Origin of the sequence: Halomonas marinisediminis (genome assembly GCF_004347715.1) — a bacterium.
GTDB lineage: Bacteria > Pseudomonadota > Gammaproteobacteria > Pseudomonadales > Halomonadaceae > Halomonas > Halomonas icarae.
This window is the reverse complement of record NZ_SLTR01000007.1, coordinates 25,088-46,584: the sequence shown is the minus strand read 5'-3', so window position 1 is coordinate 46,584 and position 21,497 is coordinate 25,088. Positions and strand designations below refer to the sequence as shown.

General features: G+C 64.9%; 16 protein-coding genes. 4 read left to right on the top strand and 12 right to left on the bottom strand.

All coding sequences use genetic code 11. From position 1 onward, the window contains the following. Window positions 1-30: 30 nt before the first annotated feature. Complete coding sequence (locus E0702_RS07045; protein WP_240721690.1) at window positions 31-1,344, bottom strand: NAD(P)/FAD-dependent oxidoreductase; 1,314 nt, start codon at window positions 1,342-1,344, stop codon at window positions 31-33. A 268-nt stretch (window positions 1,345-1,612) separates the two neighbouring features. Between E0702_RS07045 and E0702_RS07040 the strand changes: the two genes are divergently transcribed. Continuing rightward, window positions 1,613-2,989, top strand: coding sequence for a glutamine synthetase family protein (locus E0702_RS07040; RefSeq protein ID WP_132042282.1), 1,377 nt, complete (start codon window positions 1,613-1,615; stop codon window positions 2,987-2,989). 78 nt (window positions 2,990-3,067) lie between these two features. Then, window positions 3,068-4,561 carry a Na+/H+ antiporter NhaC family protein gene (locus E0702_RS07035; RefSeq protein WP_132042281.1) on the top strand — a complete coding sequence of 498 codons (1,494 nt, stop codon included), beginning with the start codon at window positions 3,068-3,070 and terminating at the stop codon, window positions 4,559-4,561. Between the two features lie 136 nt (window positions 4,562-4,697). Here E0702_RS07035 and E0702_RS07030 read toward each other — a convergent pair whose 3' ends face one another. The 3 genes from E0702_RS07030 to E0702_RS07020 form a co-directional block, all read right to left on the bottom strand. Continuing rightward, on the bottom strand, window positions 4,698-5,396 hold the full coding sequence (locus E0702_RS07030; RefSeq protein WP_132042280.1) for a glycine zipper 2TM domain-containing protein: 699 nt from the start codon (window positions 5,394-5,396) through the stop codon (window positions 4,698-4,700). 214 nt (window positions 5,397-5,610) lie between these two features. After that, the gene (locus E0702_RS07025) at window positions 5,611-6,477 is read right to left on the bottom strand and encodes a methylenetetrahydrofolate reductase (protein ID WP_132042279.1); all 867 of its coding nucleotides are present in this window, start codon (window positions 6,475-6,477) and stop codon (window positions 5,611-5,613) included. 6 nt (window positions 6,478-6,483) lie between these two features. Further along, window positions 6,484-7,680: a glycine cleavage T C-terminal barrel domain-containing protein gene (locus tag E0702_RS07020; protein ID WP_132042278.1), complete on the bottom strand. Its 1,197-nt coding sequence runs from the start codon at window positions 7,678-7,680 to the stop codon at window positions 6,484-6,486. A 236-nt stretch (window positions 7,681-7,916) separates the two neighbouring features. On the opposite strand from E0702_RS07020, the gene E0702_RS07015 reads away from it, so the two are divergent. After that, window positions 7,917-10,484 carry a GcvT family protein gene (locus E0702_RS07015; RefSeq protein ID WP_132042277.1) on the top strand — a complete coding sequence of 856 codons (2,568 nt, stop codon included), beginning with the start codon at window positions 7,917-7,919 and terminating at the stop codon, window positions 10,482-10,484. 5 nt (window positions 10,485-10,489) lie between these two features. Here the strand turns inward: E0702_RS07015 and E0702_RS07010 are convergent, their stop codons facing one another. Continuing rightward, window positions 10,490-11,512 carry a GlxA family transcriptional regulator gene (locus E0702_RS07010; RefSeq protein ID WP_132042276.1) on the bottom strand — a complete coding sequence of 341 codons (1,023 nt, stop codon included), beginning with the start codon at window positions 11,510-11,512 and terminating at the stop codon, window positions 10,490-10,492. A 196-nt stretch (window positions 11,513-11,708) separates the two neighbouring features. Between E0702_RS07010 and E0702_RS07005 the strand changes: the two genes are divergently transcribed. Next, window positions 11,709-13,448, top strand: coding sequence for a formate--tetrahydrofolate ligase (locus tag E0702_RS07005; RefSeq protein WP_132042275.1), 1,740 nt, complete (start codon window positions 11,709-11,711; stop codon window positions 13,446-13,448). Window positions 13,449-13,507: 59 nt separating this feature from the next. On the opposite strand, the gene E0702_RS07000 is transcribed toward E0702_RS07005, so the two are convergent. From E0702_RS07000 to E0702_RS06970, 7 genes are all read right to left on the bottom strand, one after another. Continuing rightward, window positions 13,508-14,800 carry an NAD(P)/FAD-dependent oxidoreductase gene (locus E0702_RS07000; RefSeq protein ID WP_132042274.1) on the bottom strand — a complete coding sequence of 431 codons (1,293 nt, stop codon included), beginning with the start codon at window positions 14,798-14,800 and terminating at the stop codon, window positions 13,508-13,510. Window positions 14,801-14,953: 153 nt separating this feature from the next. Further along, on the bottom strand, window positions 14,954-16,030 hold the full coding sequence (locus E0702_RS06995) for a polyamine ABC transporter substrate-binding protein (RefSeq protein WP_132042273.1): 1,077 nt from the start codon (window positions 16,028-16,030) through the stop codon (window positions 14,954-14,956). 52 nt (window positions 16,031-16,082) lie between these two features. Next, entirely contained in the window at window positions 16,083-17,447 is a 1,365-nt protein-coding gene (locus E0702_RS06990; protein ID WP_132042272.1) for a glutamine synthetase family protein, read from the bottom strand. Between the two features lie 52 nt (window positions 17,448-17,499). Beyond that, the gene (locus tag E0702_RS06985; protein WP_132042271.1) at window positions 17,500-18,564 is read right to left on the bottom strand and encodes an ABC transporter substrate-binding protein; all 1,065 of its coding nucleotides are present in this window, start codon (window positions 18,562-18,564) and stop codon (window positions 17,500-17,502) included. Between the two features lie 39 nt (window positions 18,565-18,603). After that, window positions 18,604-19,401, bottom strand: coding sequence for an ABC transporter permease (locus E0702_RS06980; RefSeq protein ID WP_132042270.1), 798 nt, complete (start codon window positions 19,399-19,401; stop codon window positions 18,604-18,606). Next, window positions 19,398-20,321 (bottom strand): ABC transporter permease, encoded by a 924-nt coding sequence (locus E0702_RS06975; protein ID WP_132042269.1) that lies wholly within the window; start codon window positions 20,319-20,321, stop codon window positions 19,398-19,400. The genes E0702_RS06980 and E0702_RS06975 overlap by 4 nt, the downstream gene beginning before the upstream one ends. 10 nt (window positions 20,322-20,331) lie before the next feature. Continuing rightward, the gene (locus E0702_RS06970; RefSeq protein WP_132042268.1) at window positions 20,332-21,441 is read right to left on the bottom strand and encodes an ABC transporter ATP-binding protein; all 1,110 of its coding nucleotides are present in this window, start codon (window positions 21,439-21,441) and stop codon (window positions 20,332-20,334) included. Between the last annotated feature and the right edge of the window lie 56 nt (window positions 21,442-21,497).

The window sequence follows — 21,497 nt, the reverse complement described above, 5'->3', positions numbered from 1 at the left end:
CGAGGTCGCGCGGGGAGCGCTCCTCGAATATCAGACACCGAGCCTGTCGCGCAGGCCGTACCACCATGACCCCATCACCGAATAGGGCACGCGGAGCAGACGCCCGCCCGGGAACGGGAGCCATGGCACCTTCTCGAAGACATCGAACCGGGTCAGGTCACCGTCGATCGCCTCGGAGAGGATACGTCCGAAGGTATGTGACCCGGTGACGCCATGTCCGCTGTAGCCATGGGCAAAGTAGGTGTTATCGCCGATGCGTCCCATCTGTGGCACGCGGCTGAACGAGAGGGCAAAGTTGCCGCTCCAGGCGTAATCGATCTTGACCCCCTTGAGCTGCGGAAACACCTTGTCCATGTTGCGCTCAAGCTTGGCCTTGATATCGCGGGGGTCCGAGCCTCCATAGACCGTGCCACCACCGAACAGCAGCCGCTTGTCGCCCGACAGGCGGTAGTAGTCGAGGATATAGCGGATATCCTCGACGCATGCATCGGTCGGCAGCAGGTCGTGAGCCCGCTCCTCGCCCAGCGGCTCGGTCGCCATTACCTGCGTGGAGACCGGCATTACCCGCGAGGTCAGCGTCGGTACCACCTTGCCCAGGTACGCATTCCCGCACAGGACCAGGGTCTGACAGGTCATGGAGCCCTTGGCGGTTCTGACCACCGGCTGTGGCGAGGCGTGATCCACCTCGACCACCGGCGACATCTCGTAGATCACCCCACCGTTACGCTCGAACGCCGCCGCCTCACCCAGGGCCAGGTTCAGCGGATGCATATGCCCCCCGGAATGATCGATCAAGCCTCCGGCATAGAGATCGGAGTTCACATGCTCGCGCAGCTGTTCCTTGTCCAGCATCTCCTGGTTCTTGATACCGTAGCTGGCCCACAGATTCATGCGCTCTTCCAGCTCTTTCATGTGGGCGCCGGTCAGGCCGGTGAAGATGTTTCTCTCCTTCAGGTCGCACTGAATGTCATAGGTGCGCACCCGCTCGCGGATGATCTCGCCCCCCTCCTGCACCAGGCCGGCTACGAAGGTCGCCGTATCCTGGCCGTAGCGCTTCTTGATCGTCTGCAGGCTGGCATTCAACCCATTGACGATCTGACCGCCATTGCGCCCCGATGCCCCCCAGCCGACTCGCGCGCCTTCGATGATGGCAACCTTGTAGCCCTTTTCCGCCAGATGCAGACCGGTCGAGAGGCCGCTGTAACCCGCACCGACGATACAGACATCGATCCGGTGGTCACCGATCAGCTCGGGCCGCTCCGGTGCAGGATTGGCAGAGGCAGCATAATAACTCGTGGTATGGCTGCCATCGCCGGCATAGGGGTGTCTCTTCATCGTCATCATGCGACCTCTGATTCGTCATGCTGGTTGAGTGTTATTCAGGACGAGTCGAGAATTCTCACCAGCGGGATTAGTGTTGCTCTTTCATCAACAAGCTACCACCCAACACCCAGGCGCGCAAATTCAATACAACATCATGTTTTTAAAACCATTTAATAAGAATTTTATTGTTTTATTCGACTAAAGGCTCGATCTATACGGTATATAAAATTTGACAACAGCGGTCGCCGGTCTGAAAAATGAACACGACGACAACACAACAGGTGCCAACATGACCGCTCCCAATGCCGACGAAGCGAACACCTTTCTCGAGCAGCATCCCGAGATCACCAGCATCGACCTGCTGATCAGCGACCTCAATGGCGTGTTGCGCGGCAAGCGAGTGTCACGAGAGAATCTCGAAAAGGCCTACACCCAGGGCATCAACCTGCCCGCCTCGGTGTTCGCTCTGGATATTCTCGGCAACACCGTCGAGGAGACCGGCCTGGGCCTGGACAGCGGGGACGCCGATCGTGTCTGCCGCCCCCTCCCGGGCACCCTGATGCCCACGCCCTGGCGGCGCCAGGGACGCCAGGCACAACTGCTGATGGCCATGGAGGAAGCCGACGGCAGCGGCTTCTTCGCCGAGCCGCGGCATGTGCTGGAGCGCCAACTGAAGCGCCTGGAGGCTCGCCGGCTGACCCCGGTCGTGGCCGTGGAGATGGAGTTCTACCTGGTCGACCGCGAACGGGCCGAGGGGGGGATGATCCAGCCCCCACGCTCTCCCGTTACCGGTGAGCGTGCCAGCCAGAGTCAGCTCTACTCGGTAAACGAGCTCGACGAATATGCCGACTTCCTGGAGGCCGTACAGGCTGCCGCAGAGGCGCAGCAGCTGCCGCTGGACACCATGTTGAAGGAGTGTGCGCCGGGGCAATTCGAGATCACCCTGAAGCATGGACCCGACGCCCTGGCCGCCTGCGACGCCGCGGTGCTGCTCAAGCGTCTGATCAAGGGGGTGGCACAGCATCACGGTTTCGAGGCCACCTTCATGGCCAAGCCCTATGGTCTGGAGGCGGGCAACGGCACCCACGTGCATATCAGCCTGCTCGACGACTCAGGCGACAACGTCTTCGCCGCCGCCGATGGCGATGTGCTGGGCAGCACGACCCTCAAGCATGCCGTTGCCGGACTACTCGAGCAGATGCCGGCCAGCGTGGCGCTGTTCGCCCCGAACCTGAACTCCTTCCGACGCTTCCAGCCGGGACTCTATGTGCCCATGACCCCCACCTGGGGCTTCGACAATCGCTCGGTGGCGATTCGCATTCCCTCCGGCCCCAACGCCGCCCGGCGCCTGGAGCACCGCGTGGCGGGTGCCGATGCCAACCCCTACCTGCTGCTGGCCGCCCTGCTCGCCGGTATCGAGCATGGCATCGCCGGAGAGCTCACGCCTCCCCCAGCGGTGACCGGTAACGCCTACGATCAGTTCGCCCCCAGCCTGACCAACAGCTGGCGCCAGGCCCTTGACCTGCTCGAGGAGAGCGAGTCGCTGCGCGAGGCACTGGGCCAGGACTTTCTGACGGTCTTTCTGGCCAATCGGCGTGTCGAGCGCAGCCAGGCCATGCAAGAGGTCAGTCAGCTGGAAATCGACTGGTACCTGCGTCACGTCTAACTCTCTTCCGCTCCGACGAGAGACAACCACAACAGCAACGTCGACCCGTCGCCCTACTGCCGACCGGGAGGTAATCCCATGAGCTCCAACCAGGCCGCGCGCCACCCCTTCTCCCCTTCCCTGCCGGACCGCCGCGGTACCGGCAAGACCTTCGCCCTGGTCACTGCCCTGTTGCTCACGGTCGGGGGCCTGACCCTCAACCATGAGCCCGGCACGCCATTCGGCTGGATCAGCCTCGTCCCGTCGTTGATCGTGCTGGTGGTCGCCATCGCGACCCACCGCACCCTGGAGGCGCTGGCCATCGGCGCCCTCTCGGGGCTGATCATGCTGCAACCCGACGACTTCATCGGCGAGCTGTCCGACATCTCCATGGCGGTCATGATGGATGAGACCATCGCCTGGCTGATCCTGGTGTGCGGCCTGATGGGTGGCTTCATTGCCATGCTGGAAAAGTCGGGCTGCACCCTGAGCTTCAGTCACTTCATGACGCGGCTGGTCAAGACTCGCCGCCAGTCGTTGCTGAGTACCGCCACGCTGGGCGTACTGATCTTCATCGACGACTATCTCAATGCGCTGGCCACCTCGGCCGCCATGAAGCGACTCACCGATCGATTCGGTGTCTCCCGGGAAAAGCTGGCCTATATCGTCGACTCGACGGCGGCTCCCGTCTGTATTCTGGTACCGATCTCCACCTGGGCGGTCTACTTCGCCGAGCTACTCGAAACCAACGGTGCCACCGATGGCCCGGGAATGTGGCTCTATATCCAGTCGATCCCGTTCATGCTCTATGGCTGGGTGGCCATGGGACTGGTCCTGCTCGTCGCCATCGGCATCATGCCCGATATCGGCCCGATGAAGGCCGCCGAGGAGCGTGCCAGAAACGGCCAGCCGATCCCCGACAACGCCCCGGAGGTCGCGCTCGGGGAGGATGATGTGCCCATCACGCGGCCATGGGTCGGCGTGATGAACTTCCTGCTGCCGATGGCGGTACTGATCGGCGCCAGCGCCTGGTTCGAGATCGACCTTCTCAAGGGCGTGATCGTGGCCATCATGTTTACCATCCTGCTCTACCTGATCCAGCGACTGGCCACCTTCGCCACGCTGATGGATGCGATCATGGACGGCTTCAGGACCATGATGCTGCCGCTCGCCATCGTCGCCGTCGGCTTCGTGCTTCGCGAGATCAACGACCAGCTCGGCATGACGGCGTTCATGATCGACTCTCTTACCCCCTATCTGACGGTCGCCATGCTGCCGGCCATCGTCTTCCTCTCCATGGCCGTCGTGGTGTTTGCCACCGGCTCCTCATGGGGGGTGTTCGTGATCTCGATCCCCATCGTGGTCCCCATCGCGCAGAGCATGGGCGCCCCGTTGCCGCTGGTGGTCGGTGCCCTGCTTTCCGCCTCGAGCTTTGGCAGCCACGCCTGCTTCTTCTCCGACTCCTCGGTGCTCTCCTCCCAGGGCAGCGGTTGTCAGCCGATGCAGCATGCGCTGACGCAGATCCCCTACGCCCTGATCGGGGCACTGGTGACCACCCTGGGCTTCCTCGCCCTGGGCATACTGATGACCTGACCCCTCAGGCCAGCTCCCTGGCACCTGGATACACCATACCGCCCCCGAGCCTTTCGCTCGGGGGCGGTATGGTTACTGAACGATAGATAGGGCCTGGTGGGAGCGTGACACACCGTGCCGCGGCAGCGCCCTTGGCTCACACCTCGGTGGATGCCTCGGCCGTGGCGTCGGACTCGGCCTGCCACTGCACCTCGCCATCGATCACCGGCAGACGTTCGGCCTGGGGAGGCGTCTCCAGGCGCCGAGACAGCTCCTCGCCATCGAGGCGGTAGGTGACCTCATAGCCCTGCGACTCCTCATGCTGTTCCACGACCGTCCGGCACTCTTCCTCGACCACCACCCGCTGGCGGGTCTCGTAACGCGTCTCATAGCGGGTCTCGTACTGCACCTGGCCACCGGCCTGGGCATGCTGGCGCGCCTCGACGCGCTCCTGAACCTCTCGTCCGGCCAGGGCGCCGCCGATGGCACCCGCCACGGTGGCGATCTTCTTGCCGCTGCCACCACCGACCTGATTGCCCAGCAGTCCTCCGACGAGAGCGCCGGCGGCACTGCCGACGATGCGGTGAGGGTCGCGGCTGGCCGCCGCACCGGACGGGGTCGGCGCTTCCACCGGAACCTGAACCGGCACCTCGACCGGGACTTCCTCGCTCACTACCCGCTCAACGTCCTCGCAGACCTCTCGAGGCCGCTCCACGGTTCGGGTCACGGGCTCGACCGCCAGGATCTCGGCATACACCGGCCCACGTGGCTGCTGGACCTGCCAGGCCCCGAACGCCAGCCCCCCGATCCCCAGCACGGCCAGCGTCGCGCCGACAACGATCGACGTCTTGCTCATCTGTCATCTCCTGATAAGAGCGGAATACCATTCACTGAAAACACTTTCGGGCTCAAGGCGAGCGTGACCCGAATGGCATGCGGCGATGAGAGGGGAAGCGCGATCCGGCGCTGCCCGACCCGGCACAGTATAGGGCGAGGAGTACCCTCGAGGCGGCTGCGGCGACGACTTCCACAGAGCTTCCCCACCTGTCGCCAGAAAGAAACATTCAATCTCAGCCCAGGGGTTCGCCGGCCGAGGTGACGGGATCAGCCACAGACGACGTCGACTCTGGCCGGCCGGCCATCAGGCGCAGACGCGCCTCCAGCCAACGTTGGGTGGGTTCGACCCGATTGAAGGTATAGACGTGCAGGCCGATGAAACCGTCGACGCCATCACCGAGAAGCGGCTCCACCTTCTCCAGCAGGGCATCGGGACGAAAGTCCGAAGGGCTCAACAGTCGTCTCAGCCAGCCCGACTGGCGACGCAGGGCACGCATCGAGGGCCCCAGACCCAGACGCATGGCGATGGCCAGCAGCCGCTTGGGCTCCATCACCCCGGGGATGCCGGCATAGACCGGCAGGGCAAGCCCGAGCCGTGACTGACGCCTGCGCCAGGCCAGCAGCGGCTCGGCCTCGAAGCAGAGCTGGGTCACGGCATAGTCGGCCAGAGACGCCTTGGCGACGAGGTCACGCTCCAGGGCATCCCCGTCGATGGCGTGATGCCCCTCGGGATAGACGGGAACCCCCACCCGCGCCGGCCGTTGTGCCAGGCCCTCCATGGCCTGGAGCAGAGCGAGGCCATGGGAGTAGTCGCCCAGCGGGCTCTCTCCATCGCCACCCACCACGAAGATATCATCGACACCCAGGGCCACCAGGCGCTCCAGCAGCGACTCCAGGTGGGCGCTATCCCGTACCCGTCGGGCCGCCAGATGCGGCACCACGCAAAACCCTCTATCGACCAACCACTCGGTGGCCTCGAGGGTCCTCTCGAGGCCGTGGCGTGGTGAGCAGGTCACGGTGACCGTGGCGCCTGCGGGCAGGGATAGCGCCGCTTCCTGCATGCCGACGAGGGGCATCAGCTCGAAGCGGATCGACGTCATATGTTCTTACTCCTTGGGAATGGTCTTGGTCGGATCATGGAAGGGCTTCTCCACGACCACGGCATCCTGCAGTCCGGTATTGGCCTCGATCCGTAGTTCCGTACCCAGCTCGGCATGCTCGATGGGTACCATGGCATAGCCGATATTGCGCTCCTGGCGCGGCGAGCGGGTGGCCGAGGTGACCTGACCGATACGCTCGCCGCCCGGTGTGAAGACCGGGAAGACGTCGATCATGCTGCCATCGATGAAGTAGCCCACGCTAGGCCCGTCGATCTCCACCCCCACCAGCTTGCGCGATACTCCTTCGGCCTTGATGCGCTCCAGGGCGGAACGACCGATGAAGTCATCATCCCCGCGCAGGTCCACCATCCAGTCGTATCCCATTCCCACCTCGAAGGGGTTGGTGTCGTACCAGATGTCGCAGCCGAAGGCGAGGATCCCCCCCTCGATACGACGGATATGGCAGGGGCCGATCACCTGCATGCCGTGGGGACGTCCGGCCTCGAACACGCGCTGCCACAGGGCCTCGCCGAAGCGACTGGCCTCGCGCAGATAGATCTCGTAGCCGACCTCGCCCGAGTAGCCAGTGCGCGAGATCACCACCGACATGCCGTCGAGCTCCGCCTCCATCAGGTGATAGTAGGGCATCGCCAGCACGGCTTCGCCGAACAGGTCCACCATCACCGCCTTGGCCCTGGGGCCCTGGACCTGCACCGGTGCCACATCCACCTCGCGCAGGGTGACATCGAGTCCCGAGTTGACGGCAAGCCCCTGGCACCACAACAGGATGTCGCTATCGGCCAGCGACAGCCAGAAGCGGTTCTCCTCGATGCGCAGCAGCACCGGGTCATTGAGGATGCCACCATCGGGGCCGGTGACGAAGACATACTTGCACTGCCCGACCTGGCAGTGGCGCATGTCACGGGGAACCAACCGCTGGGTGAAGGCGAAGGCATCGGGCCCCGATATCTCGATCTGGCGCTCGACCCCGACATCCCACAGGGTCACACCCTGCACCAGGGCCCAGTACTCGTCCACGGGGTCGGTATAGAGCCGTGGATGATAGTGGTGATTGTAGACACTATATTTTCGCACCCCATGGCGCCGCGAGGCATAGAAGAAGGGTGACTTGCGGATACGCGGATAGAGCAGAATCTCCGGTGCTTCCCGGGCGTGCTCGACGCTTTCGATGACCTGGGACATGACGCTCACCTCATGGGTCGCTGTGACAGGTACCGGCCCCGCGCCGGCCCCATGCCTTCGACACTAGACCCGACCGGGGCCACCCATCTCGCCATGGGCGGCCCACTCTTAGCCGTAGGCGACAGCCCCGGCGGCAGCCTGTCGCCAGCGGACAAGGAGGCGTCGTCGCGGGACAGCGTGACCTGCCGGGGCTGCCTTATGCTGGCAGAAACTCAGGTGCTCTCAGGAGGTTGACCATGGCAACCCTACCCTCGCAGGCAGACGCGGTGATCATCGGCCTGGGCGGCATCGTCGGTGCCTCGGTGGTCCACCACCTCATCGAGCTGGGCTGGACCAATCTGGTGGGTCTGGAGACCGCCGCCCTGCCCTCGGACGTCGGCTCCACCGCTCACGCCTCCGACTTCTGCTACATGACCTCCCACGACCGCCTGAGCTGCTATACCACCACCTACAGCCAGCGCTTCTTTGAAGCAATGGGCCACTATCACAAGTCCGGCGGGCTGGAGATCGCAAGGGTCGGCGACGACGCGCGCCTGGCCGAGCTCCAGCGCAAGGTCGCCTCGGGCAAGGCATTCGGTACCCACGCCTGCATGATCGATGCCGACGAGACGGTGGCACGCTTCCCGCTGCTGGAGCGCGACCTGGTGCTCGGCGCCCTCTGGGATCCCGACGCCGGGCTGGTGGTACCACGCTCCCAGCGCGTTGCCGGCGAGCTGATCGAGAAGGCCGTTGCCAGCGGCCATCTGCACGCCTTCGCCGAGACCCCGGCGCTGGATATCGATGTCCGCGATGGACGGGTTCACGGCGTCGAGACGCTGAAGGGCTATGTCTCGACGCCTCTGGTGATCGTTACCGCCGGTATCTGGGGACCGATTCCCGCCGCCATGGGCGGCGCCGCCCTGCCGCTGATGCCACTGGAACACCCGCTGATCTTCTTCGGTCCCTTCGACACCTTCGCCGGCAGTGGCAAGGAGATCGGCTACCCCTTGCTGCGCGACCAGGGCAACTCCGCCTATCTGCGCGATACCGGTGACCCGGCCAGCACCGAGGGCGGTCAGCTCGAACTGGGTTACTATGAGCCGAGGGAACCACGCCTGGTGGAGCCGCATGCCATCCTCGATCGCCACCGGGCCCGGCTCTCCCCCTCGATGCGCGACCTGGAGATCGACCAGGTCGCCGAGGCGCTGGAGCGCGCCATGGCGCTCACTCCGGTGCTCGGCGAACTGGGGCTGGACGAGAAGCACTCCTTCAACGGCCTGCTCTCGGTCACCTCCGACGGTGGCTCGCTGGTAGGCGAGTCGCCGGAAACCCGCGGCCTGTGGTTCTGCGAGGCGGTCTGGGTCAAGGACGCCCCTGGCATGGGCAAGCTGCTGGCCGAGTGGATCACCCGGGGCCGGCCCGACATGGACCCCTGCAGCGTCGATATCGCTCGCTTCTATCCGGTGCAGAAGACCCCGCACCACGTCCATGGACGCTGCCGGGAGATCGCCCAGAAGATCTACGACCCGCCGGTACACCCCCGGGAGCCCTTCGCCAGCGGCCGCAACCTCAGGCGCGGCCCCTTCTGGTCGAGGGAGCAGGAGCTGGGGGGCTACTTCATGGAGGCCGCTGGCTGGGAGCGCGCCCACGGCTATGCCGCCAACGAAACGCGTCTGGCCGCCTATCTGGAACGAGTCCCGGAGCGCCCCGCCGAATGGGATGCCCGCCACTTCTGGCGTGTCGCCAATGCCGAGCAGCTCGCCATGAGCGATGACGTGGGCATGGTCAATCTCTCCCACTTCGCCATCTACGATATCTCGGGACACGATGCCGAGGCACTGCTGGAGCGTCTATCGGTGGCGCGCATCGGTGGCGACACCCCCATCGGCAAGGGGGTCTACACCCACTTCCTCGACGACGCCGGCGGCGTGCATTCCGACCTCACCATCGTGCGCCTGGCGCCGAACGGCTGGCGGGTGATCTGTGGTGGCGATACCGGCCACCGCGACCTGATGTGGATCATCCGCCATGGCGAGGAGTGGGGACTGAGCCGCTGGCACCTGGAGGACCGCACCGACGGCCTGGCCACCCTGGGTCTGTGGGGCCCCAACGCCCGACGCACCCTGCAGGCACTCGCCGATCTGCCAGAGGCCTTGGACGATGTCCACCTCCCCTTCGCCACCGCCCGCGAGATCCGTGTCCAGGGCCTGCCGGTCTGGGCCTTCCGAATCTCCTATGTGGGTGAGCAGGGTTGGGAACTATACGTCCCCTTCAGCTACGGGCTGGCGCTCTGGGACCGACTGTTCGAGGCCGGCGTCACGCCGGTGGGGATAGACACCTACGCCAACAGCCGTCGCCTGGAGAAGAGCCTGCGCCTCCAGAATGTCGACCTGCTCACCGACTACAACCTCCTGGAGGCGGGCCTGGCCCGCCCCAAGGTGAAGAGTGCAGAGTTCCACGGCAAGAGCGCCCATCTCGCGCAACGTGGTCGAGAGCATCAGCCGGCTACCCTCTGCACCCTGGTGATGGAGGATCACCACGACAGCAGTGGCATACCGCGCTTTCCGGTCGGCCAGGCACCACTGCTCGACCCCGAGAGCGGTGAGGTGCCGGTGGATACCCTGGGACGGCGCTCCTATACCACCAGCATCGCCTGGGGCCCCTCGCTCGAGTGCAATATCGCGCTGGGCTATCTGCCCAGGGCCTATGCCGAAGAGGGCCGTCGACTGCTGCTGGAGTACTTCGGCGAGCACTACTCCATGCGCGTGGCCGCCGTGGGCTACCGGGCGCTATACGACCCGCTGGGCGAGCGACCACGCAGTTGAGCGGCCTACTCCTCCAGACTCCGTTCGTGGGATATCGTCAACTCGGCCTGGCGCAGCGCCCGCCGCTTGCGCTCGCCGCTCGGCGAGTGGCCGAAGTGGTCGTGATAGCACTTGGTGAAGTGAGGCGGCGAAATGAAACCACAGGCCAGCGCCACCTCGGTGATCGGCATATCGGTCTGCAGCAGCAGGAGTCGCGCCCGAGCCAGGCGCAGGGCCAGGTAGTACTTCAGCGGAGGCACCTCCACATAGCGCTGGAACAGCCGCTCCAGCTGACGCCGCGACAGGCCGGCATAACGCGCCAGCTCATCCAGTGCCAGCGGCTCCTGCAGGTTGGCCTCCATCAGGGTGGCCACCTCCTCCAGCTTGGGGTGGCTATGCCCCAGACGCACCCGCAGTGGGGTGCGCTGACGGTCGTCGACCCCGCGAATGCGCTCATGAATGAACTCCTCGGCAATCGCCTCGGCCAGGCCGAGGCCCTGCTGGCGACCAATCAGGTTGAGCATCATGTCCAGCGGGGCAATCCCCCCCGAGCAGGTGAAGCGGTCGCGATCCATGACGAAGAGTTGCGAGGAGAAGGTCACGGCGGGAAAGCGCCGCGCCGCGTGTAGGCTCCCGATATGCTCCCAATGCAGGGTACAGCGGTAGCCGTCGAGCAGCCCCGCCATCGCCAGCACATAGCTACCGGTGCACAGCGCTCCCAGCGGGGTGCCGCGCTCGGCCAGGCGGCGCAACCAGGTGAGCACCGGACGTTCGCAGTGCGCCTGCACTCCTACCCCACTGCACACCAGCATCAGGTCCAGGGCCGGCATCGGCTCCAGCGCCTGGTCCACCAGCGTGGCCAGGCCGTTGCTGGCATGCACCTCACCCCCATCATGACTCACCAGGTGCCAGGTATAGAGCCGGTGGCCGGCCAGATGGTTGGCCATCCGCAGTGGCTCCAGGGCCGAGGCGAAGGCGAGCTGAGAGAAGCCCGGCAGCAGCAGAAACCCGATATCGTAGTGGCAACCTGCCACGGCGGTGGTTGACATACTCACTGGCTCCCGAAAGGCAGGCGATGACGCTTGGACATCAGAGATAGCCTATCCTCGTCGTTTCGGGCAAGCGAGTGACAATCACGATCACCGTGTCGCTGAGCCATAGACCCTCGACGTCGCCAGACAAGAGAAGCGAAAGAGGCGGACGATACTGAACCCGACGACCGGCGTTTCCCCAGGAGCAATCGCCATGCCGACCCAAGCGACCGACCCCATCACCGCGCAACCCAACGACAACCTGAGCATCGCCAGGGCGGCACGGCTCTGGCCCATCGAGGAGATCGCGCACCGCCTGGGCCTGCCCGGCGAGGCGGTGGAGCCCTACGGGCGCGGCATCGCCAAGATCGACCTTACGGCCATGACGGCACTGGCCGAGTCTCCTCGCGGGCGCTATGTCGTCGTCACCTCGATGACACCGACGCCCCCCGGTGAAGGCAAGACCACCACCGCCATCGGCCTGGTGCAGGGACTCCAGCGCCTTGGCCATTGCGCGGCGGTGGCCCTGCGCCAACCCTCCATGGGGCCGACCCTCGGGCTCAAGGGTGGCGCCACCGGCGGCGGCCACAGCCAGGTGCTGCCCATGGAGCGCATCAACCTGCATCTCACCGGTGACCTGCATGCCGTCGCCGCGGCACACAATCTGCTGGCGGCCATGGTCGACAACCATCTGCATCACCGCCTCGCACCGGAGCTCAGCCCTCGGGACATCTGCTGGCAGCGGGTGATCGACCTCAACGACCGAGTGCTTCGCCACCTGGTGCTGGGCCTCGGCGGTCGCGGCGACGGCGTGCCTCGTCAGGGGGGCTTCGAGATCACCGCCGCCTCGGAGGTGATGGCGGTGCTGGCGCTGGCCGACTCGCTGGCCGACCTGCGGAAACGACTGGGGCGATTGATCGTGGGGCTCGACCGCGATGGCGAGCCGGTCACCGCCGAGCAGATCGGCGCCGCCGGTGCGATGACGGTGCTGCTCAAGGAGGCGCTCAAGCCCAACCTGCTGCAGACCCTGGAGCATGCGCCGGCGCTGATCCACGCTGGCCCCTTCGGCAATATCGCTCACGGCAACTCCTCCATCGTCGCCGACCGCATCGCCCTGCATGCCGCCGACTTCGTGGTTACCGAGGCCGGCTTCGGCGCCGACATGGGGGGAGAGCGCTTCTTCAATATCAAGTGTCGTGCCTCGGGGCTCACCCCCGACGCCGCGGTGCTGGTGGTCACGGTGCGCGCCATGAAGTACCACTGCGGCCAGCACCGGGTAATTCCCGGCCAGCCGCTGCCGGCCTCGCTGCTGGCCGAGGCCCCCGGAGAGGTCATGGCGGGAGGCGCCAACCTGCTCAAGCAGATCGACAACGTGCGGGCCCATGGCCTGACACCGGTCGTGGCGATCAACGCCTTCCCCGGGGACCATCCGAGCGAGGTGGCCGCCATTCGCGAGCTATGTGCCTCGGTGGGGGTACGCGCCGAACTCTCCACCCATGTGCGCGACGGCGGTGAGGGAGCCGTGGCGCTGGCCGAGGCGCTGGTCGAGGCGACGGAGGGGGCCGCCGGAGACACCGACGCCTTTCACTACCTCTACCCCGATGAGCTGCCCCTGGCGGACAAGATCGAGCGCATCGCCACCCGGCTCTATGGCGCGGATGGCGTCGACTTCGCCCCGGGCATACAGGAGCGTCTGGTGGGCTGGGAGGCGCGGGGATATGGCGCGCTGCCGGTGTGCATCGCCAAGACGCATATGTCGCTGTCTCACGATGCACGCCTGCTGGGTGCCCCCACCGGCTGGCGTCTGCCGGTACGCGAGGTGCGCCTCTCGGCCGGCGCCGGCTTCGTCTACGCCCTGGCCGGCGATATCCGCACCATGCCCGGACTCAACGCCTCACCGGCTGCCACCCGAATCGATATCGATGACGAGGGCAATACCGTGGGCCTGTATTGACCCCCTCTCACCTTATCGACCCCTGTCGGTCCCGGCGCCCCTCGTGACGACATCACGGCTCAGAGCCCGAGCTTGTCACGGGCCTGGTAATACCAGGCTCCCAGGGCGGAGAGCGGCACCCGCAGCAGGCGTCCACCGGGGAACGGCAGATGCGGCAGCCCGGCAAAGGCGTCGAAGCGCTCTCCCTGACCGTGCATCACTTCGGCGATCAGCTTGCCGGCCAGGTGGGTACAGGTCACACCGTGGCCAGAGTAGCCCTGGGCATAGTAGACATTGCCATTGATCACCCCGAACTGAGGCATCCGGTTGAGTGTCATCAGGAAGGTACCGCTCCAGGCGTAGTCGATCCCGACGTCGGCAAGTTCGGGGAAGGTCTTGAGCAGCTTGGGCCGTATGACACTCTCGATATCTGCCGGGTCGCTACCGCCGTAATTGACCCCTCCCCCATAGAGCAGCCGGTTGTCGCGGGTCAGGCGGTAGTAGTCGAGGAGATAGTTGCAGTCTTCCACCGCCAGGCCGTTGGGCAGCAGCCCACGTGCCCTCTCCTCGCCCAGAGGCTCGGTGGTGATGATCTGGGTACCGCAGGGCATCGACTTGCCCTCGATTTCCGGCAGCACACCCTTGAGATAGGCATTGCCGGCCATGACCACCCGCCCGGCACGCACCCGCCCCCTGGCGGTCGACACCACCGCCAGGTCACCATGCTTCAGCTCCGTGACCGGCGAGTGCTCGAAGATACGTCCACCCAGGGACTCCACGGCGGCCGCCTGGCCCAGCACCAGGTTGAGTGGATGCAGGTGGCCACCGCCATGATCGACCAACACACCGGTATAGCGGTCGCTTATCACTTCGCGCTTGAGCGCCTCACCCTCCAGCAGCTCGAGCTCCCGGTAGCCATAGCGTTCCCACAGCGCCTGATGCTCGCGCAGCCCCTTGAGCTGTTGACCGTTACAGGCGGCGAAGAGGTTGCCGTCGCGCAGATCGCAGTCGATGTCATAACGGGCCACGCGCTCGCGGATGATGCGGTTGCCCTCGAAGGCCATGTCGCCCAGGGCCCGGGCGGTCTCGGCCCCGTACCTGGTCTCGATCACATCCATGTCGCGGCTGTAACTGTTGACGATCTGGCCGCCATTACGCCCCGAGGCACCGTAACCGATCCTGACCGCCTCCAGCACCACCACCGAAAGCCCACGCTCCGCCAGATGCAGGGCGGCTGAGATTCCCGTGAAGCCGGCTCCCACCACGCACACATCACAGTCGATATCACCCTCGAGGGCGGGGCGTTCGGGTGTCGGATTGGCGGTATCGGCATACCATGATGCGGCGTGACCGCGTTCGAACGAGACGGACATGGCGACCCCTTGCTGGTAACTTTATTTGACACCACGCCGCGATTTTACCGGCCAAAACGGCAGAATAACAACAATCAAGACTCATGATACTCACCATAAGAAAACCGCCGACAAGCACTCCGTCGGCGGCATCCCCTGTGGATGGCGGTGACCTTAGCGGCTGCGCGCCTCGTTCCAGAGTTCCTGCAGCAGTTCCAGCTCCTCGCCACTCACCGAGGGGGTGAAGTGCAGTCGCTCCCGCGCCGCCGAATCCGGCATCACCGGCGGTTCGCGCAGCGCATCGTTGACCAGCTCCAGCGCCGCCTCGTTGGGCGTGGTGTAGAAGTTGTAGTTGGCCAGACGCGCGGCCACCTCGGGGCGCAGCAGATATTCGATAAAGGCCTGGGCGGCCTCGACATTGGGGGCACGCGACGGAATCGCCAGCACATCGACCCAACGCTGGGAACCCTCATCGGGGATAAAGAACCCCAGCTTGCCGTAGATCTCGGGATCCTCGGCACGCTTGTTGGCCAGGTCGCCATTGTAGGCCACGCCGGCGTGGATCACCCCGTTGGCCACCTGCTCGATAGCCGCCGTGGCATCCGTGAAGCCCACGAAGTTGTCGCGGTTGCGGGTCTCGATGATCTGCCTGGCGGCCGCCACCCAGGGCTCCTGGCCCACACAGTCGAAGCCGGCCCCCTGGAAGGCGCAGGCGGTGCCGAAGGTGAACTGGGCGTCCCCCTTGAGCAGCGCGAAGGGATAGTCGTCATTGACCTCGGGGTCGTAGAGCAGCCCCCAGCCAGGCTCGGGCGAAGGCCAGGTCTCGGTGTTGTAGACAATACCGGTGGCCCCCCACAGGTAGGGCACGGTGTAGATCCCCTCTGGGTCATAACTCGGCCCGCGGAACTCGCTTAGGATATTGTCGTGCCCCTCGAGCTCTTTCCCCTCGACCGTCAGCGGTCGGATCAGGCCGGCCTCGATCAGCCGCGGCACAAAGTAGTCCGAGGGCACGATCAGGTCGTACTGGGCGTCACCGCCGGCAGTCAGCTTGGAGAAAAGCTCGGCATTGGAGTTGTAGTAGTTCTGCACCACCTCGAGGCCGGTCTCCGCCTCGAAACCCTCGATGATCGCAGGGTCCATGTAGTCGGACCAGTTGAACAGCCGCAGCTTGCCATCCTCGGCCGCCGCGGCGAGGCTCACGGCCAGCAGGCCCAGCCCCGCAAGCGGGGTCCAGTGTCTTGGTGTCAGCATCGTCAATCTCCCTGTTTCGAATCGCCGAGGGCGCAGGCCCCCGGCCACTAGCCTAGACCCTTAGCAGCAGGTGCTCCCGCTCCCAGGAGCTGATGACCTGGAAGTAGGCGCGATGCTCGGCCCGCTTCACCGCCAGATAGCTGTGCGTGAAGCGCTCGCCGAGGATATCGGAGAGGGCCTGGCTCTCCTGCAGCAGATCCAGTGCCGGCCCGATATCGTCGGGCAGCTTGTGGCCGCCTGACCAGGCCGAACCGGTCATCGGCGGACGCGGCTCGAGCTGGCTCAGCATGCCCAGATAGCCACAGGCCAGCGAGGCCGCCATCACCAGATAGGGGTTGGCATCGGCCCCGGCCAGCCGGTTCTCCACGCGGCTCGACTCGGGTGTCGATACCGGCACCCGCAGCCCCACGGTGCGGTTATCCATGCCCCACTCCACGTTGATCGGCGCCGAGCCGCTGCTGTCGGTACGCATCAGGCGACGATAGGAGTTGACGTTGGGCGCCAGCAGCGGCATCGCCGCCGGCAGGTACTTCTGCAGGCCACCGATGAAGTGGTGGAACAGCCGGCTGGGCTGGCCGTCGTCGGCGAACAGATTGTGGCCGCGCTCGCTATCCAGCAGGCTCTGATGGATATGCATGGAGCTGCCGGGCTCATTGGCCATCGGCTTGGCCATGAAGGTGGCATACATGCCGTGGCGCAGCGCGGTTTCTCGCAGGGTGCGCTTGAACATCACCACCTGGTCGGCCAGTGCCAGCGGGTCCCCATGCTGGAAGTTGACCTCCATCTGCCCCGCTCCCTCCTCGTGGATCAGGGTGTCCAGATCGAGGCTCATGGCGTCACAGTAGTCATACATCTCCTCGAACAGCGGGTCGAACTCGTTGACCGCGTCGATGGAGAACGACTGGCGACTGCTCTCCTGTCGCCCGGTGCGCCCGATGGGGGGCTCCAGCGGGTAGTCGGAGTCGGTGTTGGTCTTGACCAGATAGAACTCCACCTCCGGCGCGATCACCGGCCTCCAGCCGCGCTCGGCGTAGAGCCCCAACACCCGCTTGAGCACATGGCGCGGCGCCAGATCCACCGGCTCGCCGGTCAGGTAGAAGCAGTCATGAATGATCTGCGCGGTAGGATCCTCGGCCCAGGGCACCAGGTAGATGGCACCGGGGTCGGGCACCAGCTCCATGTCCCGCTCGGTCTGGTTCCAGAAGCGAATATCCTCGTCGTCGGGATAGCCTCCGGTAACGGTCTGGATAAAGATCGAATCGGGCAGACGGGGGCGTCCACCGTTGAGGTACTTGCCGGCGGGCATGATCTTGCCCTTGAGAATGCCGGTCAGGTCGCTGACCAGGCACTCGACCTCGGTGATACCATGTTTCTGGAACCAGTCGTTGAGAAGCGGCTGTTCCTGTCGGTTACTCATGGGGAATGTCCTTGCTTATGGAAAGGCGGCCCCGCTCACCGGGGCCGTCCACTCAGCGCGACTGCACTTCCGACCACAGCTGCTGGAACACCTGCAGCGACTCGCCCTCGAGGCTCGGGGTGAAGCGCAGGCGCTCCATATCCGCCTCGCTGGGCTGCACCGGGGGCTGGGTCAGCACTTCATCCAGATAGGGCTCCGCCGCGGCGTTGGGGCTGGCGTAGTAGTTGAAGTTGGAGAGCTGGGCACCCACTTCGGCGTCGAGAATGAAGTCGATGAACTGATGCGCCAGGTCAGGGTTCGGGGCCTCGGCGGTGATCATCATCGAGTCGACCCACATCTCGGCGCCCTCGTCGGGAATCATGAACTGCAGCGACGCGAAGGTCTCGGGGTCTTCCTCCTTGAAGTAGAGGTAGTCACCGTTGTAGGTGAGGCCGGCATGGGTCACCCCCCGGGCCAACTGCTGCAGCTGGGGCGTACCGTCGCTGAAGCCGCTGAAGGTCTCGCGATTCTTGGTCTCGATCAGCAGTCGCGCGGCCTCCTTCCAGCCCTCCGGGTCGGTGCAGTCGTAGCCATGCCCCAGATAGGCACAGGCCCCCCCCAGATTGACCTGGCCATCGCCCATCAGTGCGAAGGGGTGTTCGGGATTGACCTCGGGGTCGAAGAGCAGCGACCAGCTCTTGGGTGCATTCGGGAAGGTCTCGCTGTTGTAGACCAACCCGGTGGTCCCCCACTGATAGGCCGCGGTGTACTCGGCACCCGGATCGAAGATCGGGTCCTTGAACTGGTCCATCAGGTTATCGAAGTTGGGGATCTTCGACTTGTCCAGCGGCTGCACCAGCCCGGTCTTGATCAGCCTCGGCACATAGTAGTTGGAAGGCACGATGATGTCGTACTGCGAGACACCACCCGCCTGAAGCTTGGAGAGCATTTCCGGCAGCGAGTTGAAGTAGTTCTGAACCACCTCGACATCGTGTTTCGCCTCGAAGGCCTCGATGATCTCGGGGTCCATGTATTCGGTCCAGTTGAACAGGTAGAGCTTGTTCTCCTGGGCCTGGGCACTGCCGGCCAGCAGCGCGGCACCGATGGATAGGGCGAGTGCACTCTTGTTGATTGTCATGATGACTCTCCTGGTTTCCCTGTGAAGGCAAGTGCCGGCTCACGCCTGCCGGCGACGGCTGAAGATCAGGCTGATGACGGCGACAATGGCGACCGCCGCGATCATCAGGGTGGCGATGGCATTGATCTCCGGCGACACCCCCTTCTTGATCGCGCCCCAGATATAGATCGGCAGGGTCGCGCTCTCCGGTCCCGCGGTGAAGAAGCTGATGACGAAGTCATCCACCGAAAGGGTGAAGGAGAGGAAGAAGGCCGAGATCAGCGCCGGCTTGATGGTCGGCAGCATGAAGTTGATAACGCGCTTGGTGGGCGTCGCGTAGAGGTCCTTGGCCGCCTCGAACAGCGTCGGGTCCAGGCCCACGAAGCGCGAGTAGACGATCAGCGCCACGAAGGGAATCTGGAAGGTGACGTGGGCGATGATCATGGTCCCCAGGCCAGGCTGCAGGAAGCCGGTCAGGCGGTGGACCTGCACGAAGAAGGCCATTTCCGAGATGCCGAAGACGATATCCGGCAGCACGATGGGCAGATAGATCAGCACGATCAGCCAGCCCAGCTTGCGATGGCGGTGGCGGTACATGCCATAGCCGATCAGACAGCCGACCACCAGCGCGATCAGCGAGGAGACGATCGCCAGCACCATGCTGTTGGCGAAGGCCGAGAGGATCTCCTCGTTGCCCAGCAACCGCTCGTACCAACGCCAGGAAAACCCCGTGAAGCGTGCGGCACTGTTGGAGGCGTTGAAGGAGAACAGGGCGACAACGGCCAGCGGCAGATAGAGGAAGGCCAGGGTGAACCACCAGAAGCCAGTCAGGCTTCGCTTGAGTGTGCGCTTTCTCATATCACCACCTCTTCCCCGCCACCCAGACGCTTGCCGATGCGACGCATGGCGTACAGTCCGATGAAGGTAGCGATCAGCATCAGGATCGCGCCGGCCGCCCCCAGCGGCCAGTTGGCCCCGCCCGAGAACTGGCTGGCCACCAGGTTGCCGAGCATCATGCCCTTGCCGCCTCCCAACAGCTCGGGAATCACGTACATGCCGAAGGCAGGGATCGCCACCAGCACGACGCCGGCCAGCAGCCCCGGCAGGGTCTGGGGAAAGACCGCGTGCCAGAAGGCACGCACCGGCGAGGCGTAAAGATCCTGAGCGGCCTCCACCTGGGCAGTGTCGAGCTTCTCGAAGGCGGCGTAGAGCGGCAGCACCATGAACGGCAGGAAGTTATAGACCAGCCCCAGGGTGACGGCGAAGTTGGAGGGATAGAGCCCCATGTTGGGCGCGATCAGGCCCAGTCCCTCGGCCAGGCTGGAGAGCGGAGTGCCCGGTGCCAGCAGGTTCATCCAGCCGAAGGTACGGATCACCTGATTGGTCCAGCTGGGTACCACCACCAGCAGCAGCATGATCGGTCGCCACTTCTCGCGGCAGGTGCTGATGTAATAGGCGATGGGGTAGGCCACCAGCACCACCAGTCCGGTGGAGACCAGGGTCTGCCAGAGAGAGCGCAGCAGGGTATAGAGGTTACCCGGGCTCCAGCCGAGAAAGCCGAAACCGGCCAGGCGCTCGAAGGACCCGAGCGACAGCGGCATCTCGGGCAGCCCGTAGGGGCCATTGGTCATGAAGGCCACCCCCATCAGATAGGCACTGGGGAGCACCAGGAAGATGATGATCCAGATGGCACCCGGTGCCACGGTCAACAGCAGGTGGCGACTCTCGCGCACCATGGCCCGGCTGCGGGCCGATGGAATCACGCCGGCATAGGACATGGATGGCTCCTTATTCACTCAGGGTGACCAGGTCTTCCGGCGCCACCGATACGGTGACCCGGTCGCCTACCTCGGGCAGGCGTCGACCGCGGTTGTTCAGGGTCGCCTGCAGCGTGGTCTCACCCACCTCGAGCCGATATTCCGCATGGCTGCCTCGATAGAGCCGCTCGGTCACGGTGGCCGGCAGACGATTGTCACCTTGCTGCTCGCCAGGCAGCAGGTCCAGGGTCTCGGGACGAATCAACAGCAGATCGCCCTCACCGACCGCCTCGCCCCTGAGCACGCCCAGGGGCGTGGTCAGTCGGTCGCCATCCCGGGCGCTGATGGGATAGAGATTGTCATGGCCCATGAACCGTGCAACGAAGGCATTGGCCGGGTGCTCATAGACCTCCCGGGGTGGTCCGACCTGCTGGATCACCCCGCCGTTGAGTACCGCGATACGGTCGGACATCACCATCGCCTCATCCTGGTCATGGGTCACGAACACGAAGGTCATGCCCAGGCGCTTCTGGACCCGCAACAGCTCTACCTGCAGCTGGCTGCGCAGGCCAGCATCGAGCGCCGACAATGGCTCATCGAGCAGCAGCACGTCGGGCTCATTGACCAGCGCCCGGGCCAGGGCGATGCGCTGGCGCTGCCCGCCGGAGAGCTGGTCGACGCGCCGCTCCACCAGATCACCCAGCTGGATGAACTCGGCGATCCTGGCGACGCGTGCCTCGCGCTGCTCCGGAGGCATGCCGCGCATCTTGAGCCCGAAGGCCAGGTTCTCCCGCACGGAGAGATGCGGGAAGAGCGCATAGGACTGGAAGACGGTATTGACGCTGCGCTGATGGGGCGGCACCTCGGTAACGTCGCGGCCGCCGATGGCCAGGCGCCCGGCATCGGCCTCCTCGAGGCCCGCGAGGATGCGCAGCAGGGTGGTCTTGCCGCACCCCGAGGGGCCCAGCAGGGTGAAGAACTCCCCCGCTTCGATCACCAGGTCGACACCATCCAACGCCACGGTATTGCGACCGAAGCGTTTGTGCAGCCCCTGCATCTCGATGGAAGAGGCCTCGCGAGTCGACTCCTCCATCTCGGTTGAAGAGGTATCGGCGGCCTCCAGGGTCAGGGTATCGGTCATCGGCTTGCTCTCTGTTCTTATGGAATCGGCTGTTATGGAATCGGCTGGTATGGAGT

Bases quoted from the DNA above. Each gene is read 5' to 3' on its own strand.
- E0702_RS07045 (WP_240721690.1), bottom strand. From the start codon at position 1,344: ATGATGACGATGAAGAGACACCCCTATGCCGGCGATGGCAGCCATACC.
- E0702_RS07040 (WP_132042282.1), top strand. From the start codon at position 1,613: ATGACCGCTCCCAATGCCGACGAAGCGAACACCTTTCTCGAGCAGCAT.
- E0702_RS07035 (WP_132042281.1), top strand. From the start codon at position 3,068: ATGAGCTCCAACCAGGCCGCGCGCCACCCCTTCTCCCCTTCCCTGCCG.
- E0702_RS07030 (WP_132042280.1), bottom strand. From the start codon at position 5,396: ATGAGCAAGACGTCGATCGTTGTCGGCGCGACGCTGGCCGTGCTGGGG.
- E0702_RS07025 (WP_132042279.1), bottom strand. From the start codon at position 6,477: ATGACGTCGATCCGCTTCGAGCTGATGCCCCTCGTCGGCATGCAGGAA.
- E0702_RS07020 (WP_132042278.1), bottom strand. From the start codon at position 7,680: ATGTCCCAGGTCATCGAAAGCGTCGAGCACGCCCGGGAAGCACCGGAG.
- E0702_RS07015 (WP_132042277.1), top strand. From the start codon at position 7,917: ATGGCAACCCTACCCTCGCAGGCAGACGCGGTGATCATCGGCCTGGGC.
- E0702_RS07010 (WP_132042276.1), bottom strand. From the start codon at position 11,512: ATGTCAACCACCGCCGTGGCAGGTTGCCACTACGATATCGGGTTTCTG.
- E0702_RS07005 (WP_132042275.1), top strand. From the start codon at position 11,709: ATGCCGACCCAAGCGACCGACCCCATCACCGCGCAACCCAACGACAAC.
- E0702_RS07000 (WP_132042274.1), bottom strand. From the start codon at position 14,800: ATGTCCGTCTCGTTCGAACGCGGTCACGCCGCATCATGGTATGCCGAT.
- E0702_RS06995 (WP_132042273.1), bottom strand. From the start codon at position 16,030: ATGCTGACACCAAGACACTGGACCCCGCTTGCGGGGCTGGGCCTGCTG.
- E0702_RS06990 (WP_132042272.1), bottom strand. From the start codon at position 17,447: ATGAGTAACCGACAGGAACAGCCGCTTCTCAACGACTGGTTCCAGAAA.
- E0702_RS06985 (WP_132042271.1), bottom strand. From the start codon at position 18,564: ATGACAATCAACAAGAGTGCACTCGCCCTATCCATCGGTGCCGCGCTG.
- E0702_RS06980 (WP_132042270.1), bottom strand. From the start codon at position 19,401: ATGAGAAAGCGCACACTCAAGCGAAGCCTGACTGGCTTCTGGTGGTTC.
- E0702_RS06975 (WP_132042269.1), bottom strand. From the start codon at position 20,321: ATGTCCTATGCCGGCGTGATTCCATCGGCCCGCAGCCGGGCCATGGTG.
- E0702_RS06970 (WP_132042268.1), bottom strand. From the start codon at position 21,441: ATGACCGATACCCTGACCCTGGAGGCCGCCGATACCTCTTCAACCGAG.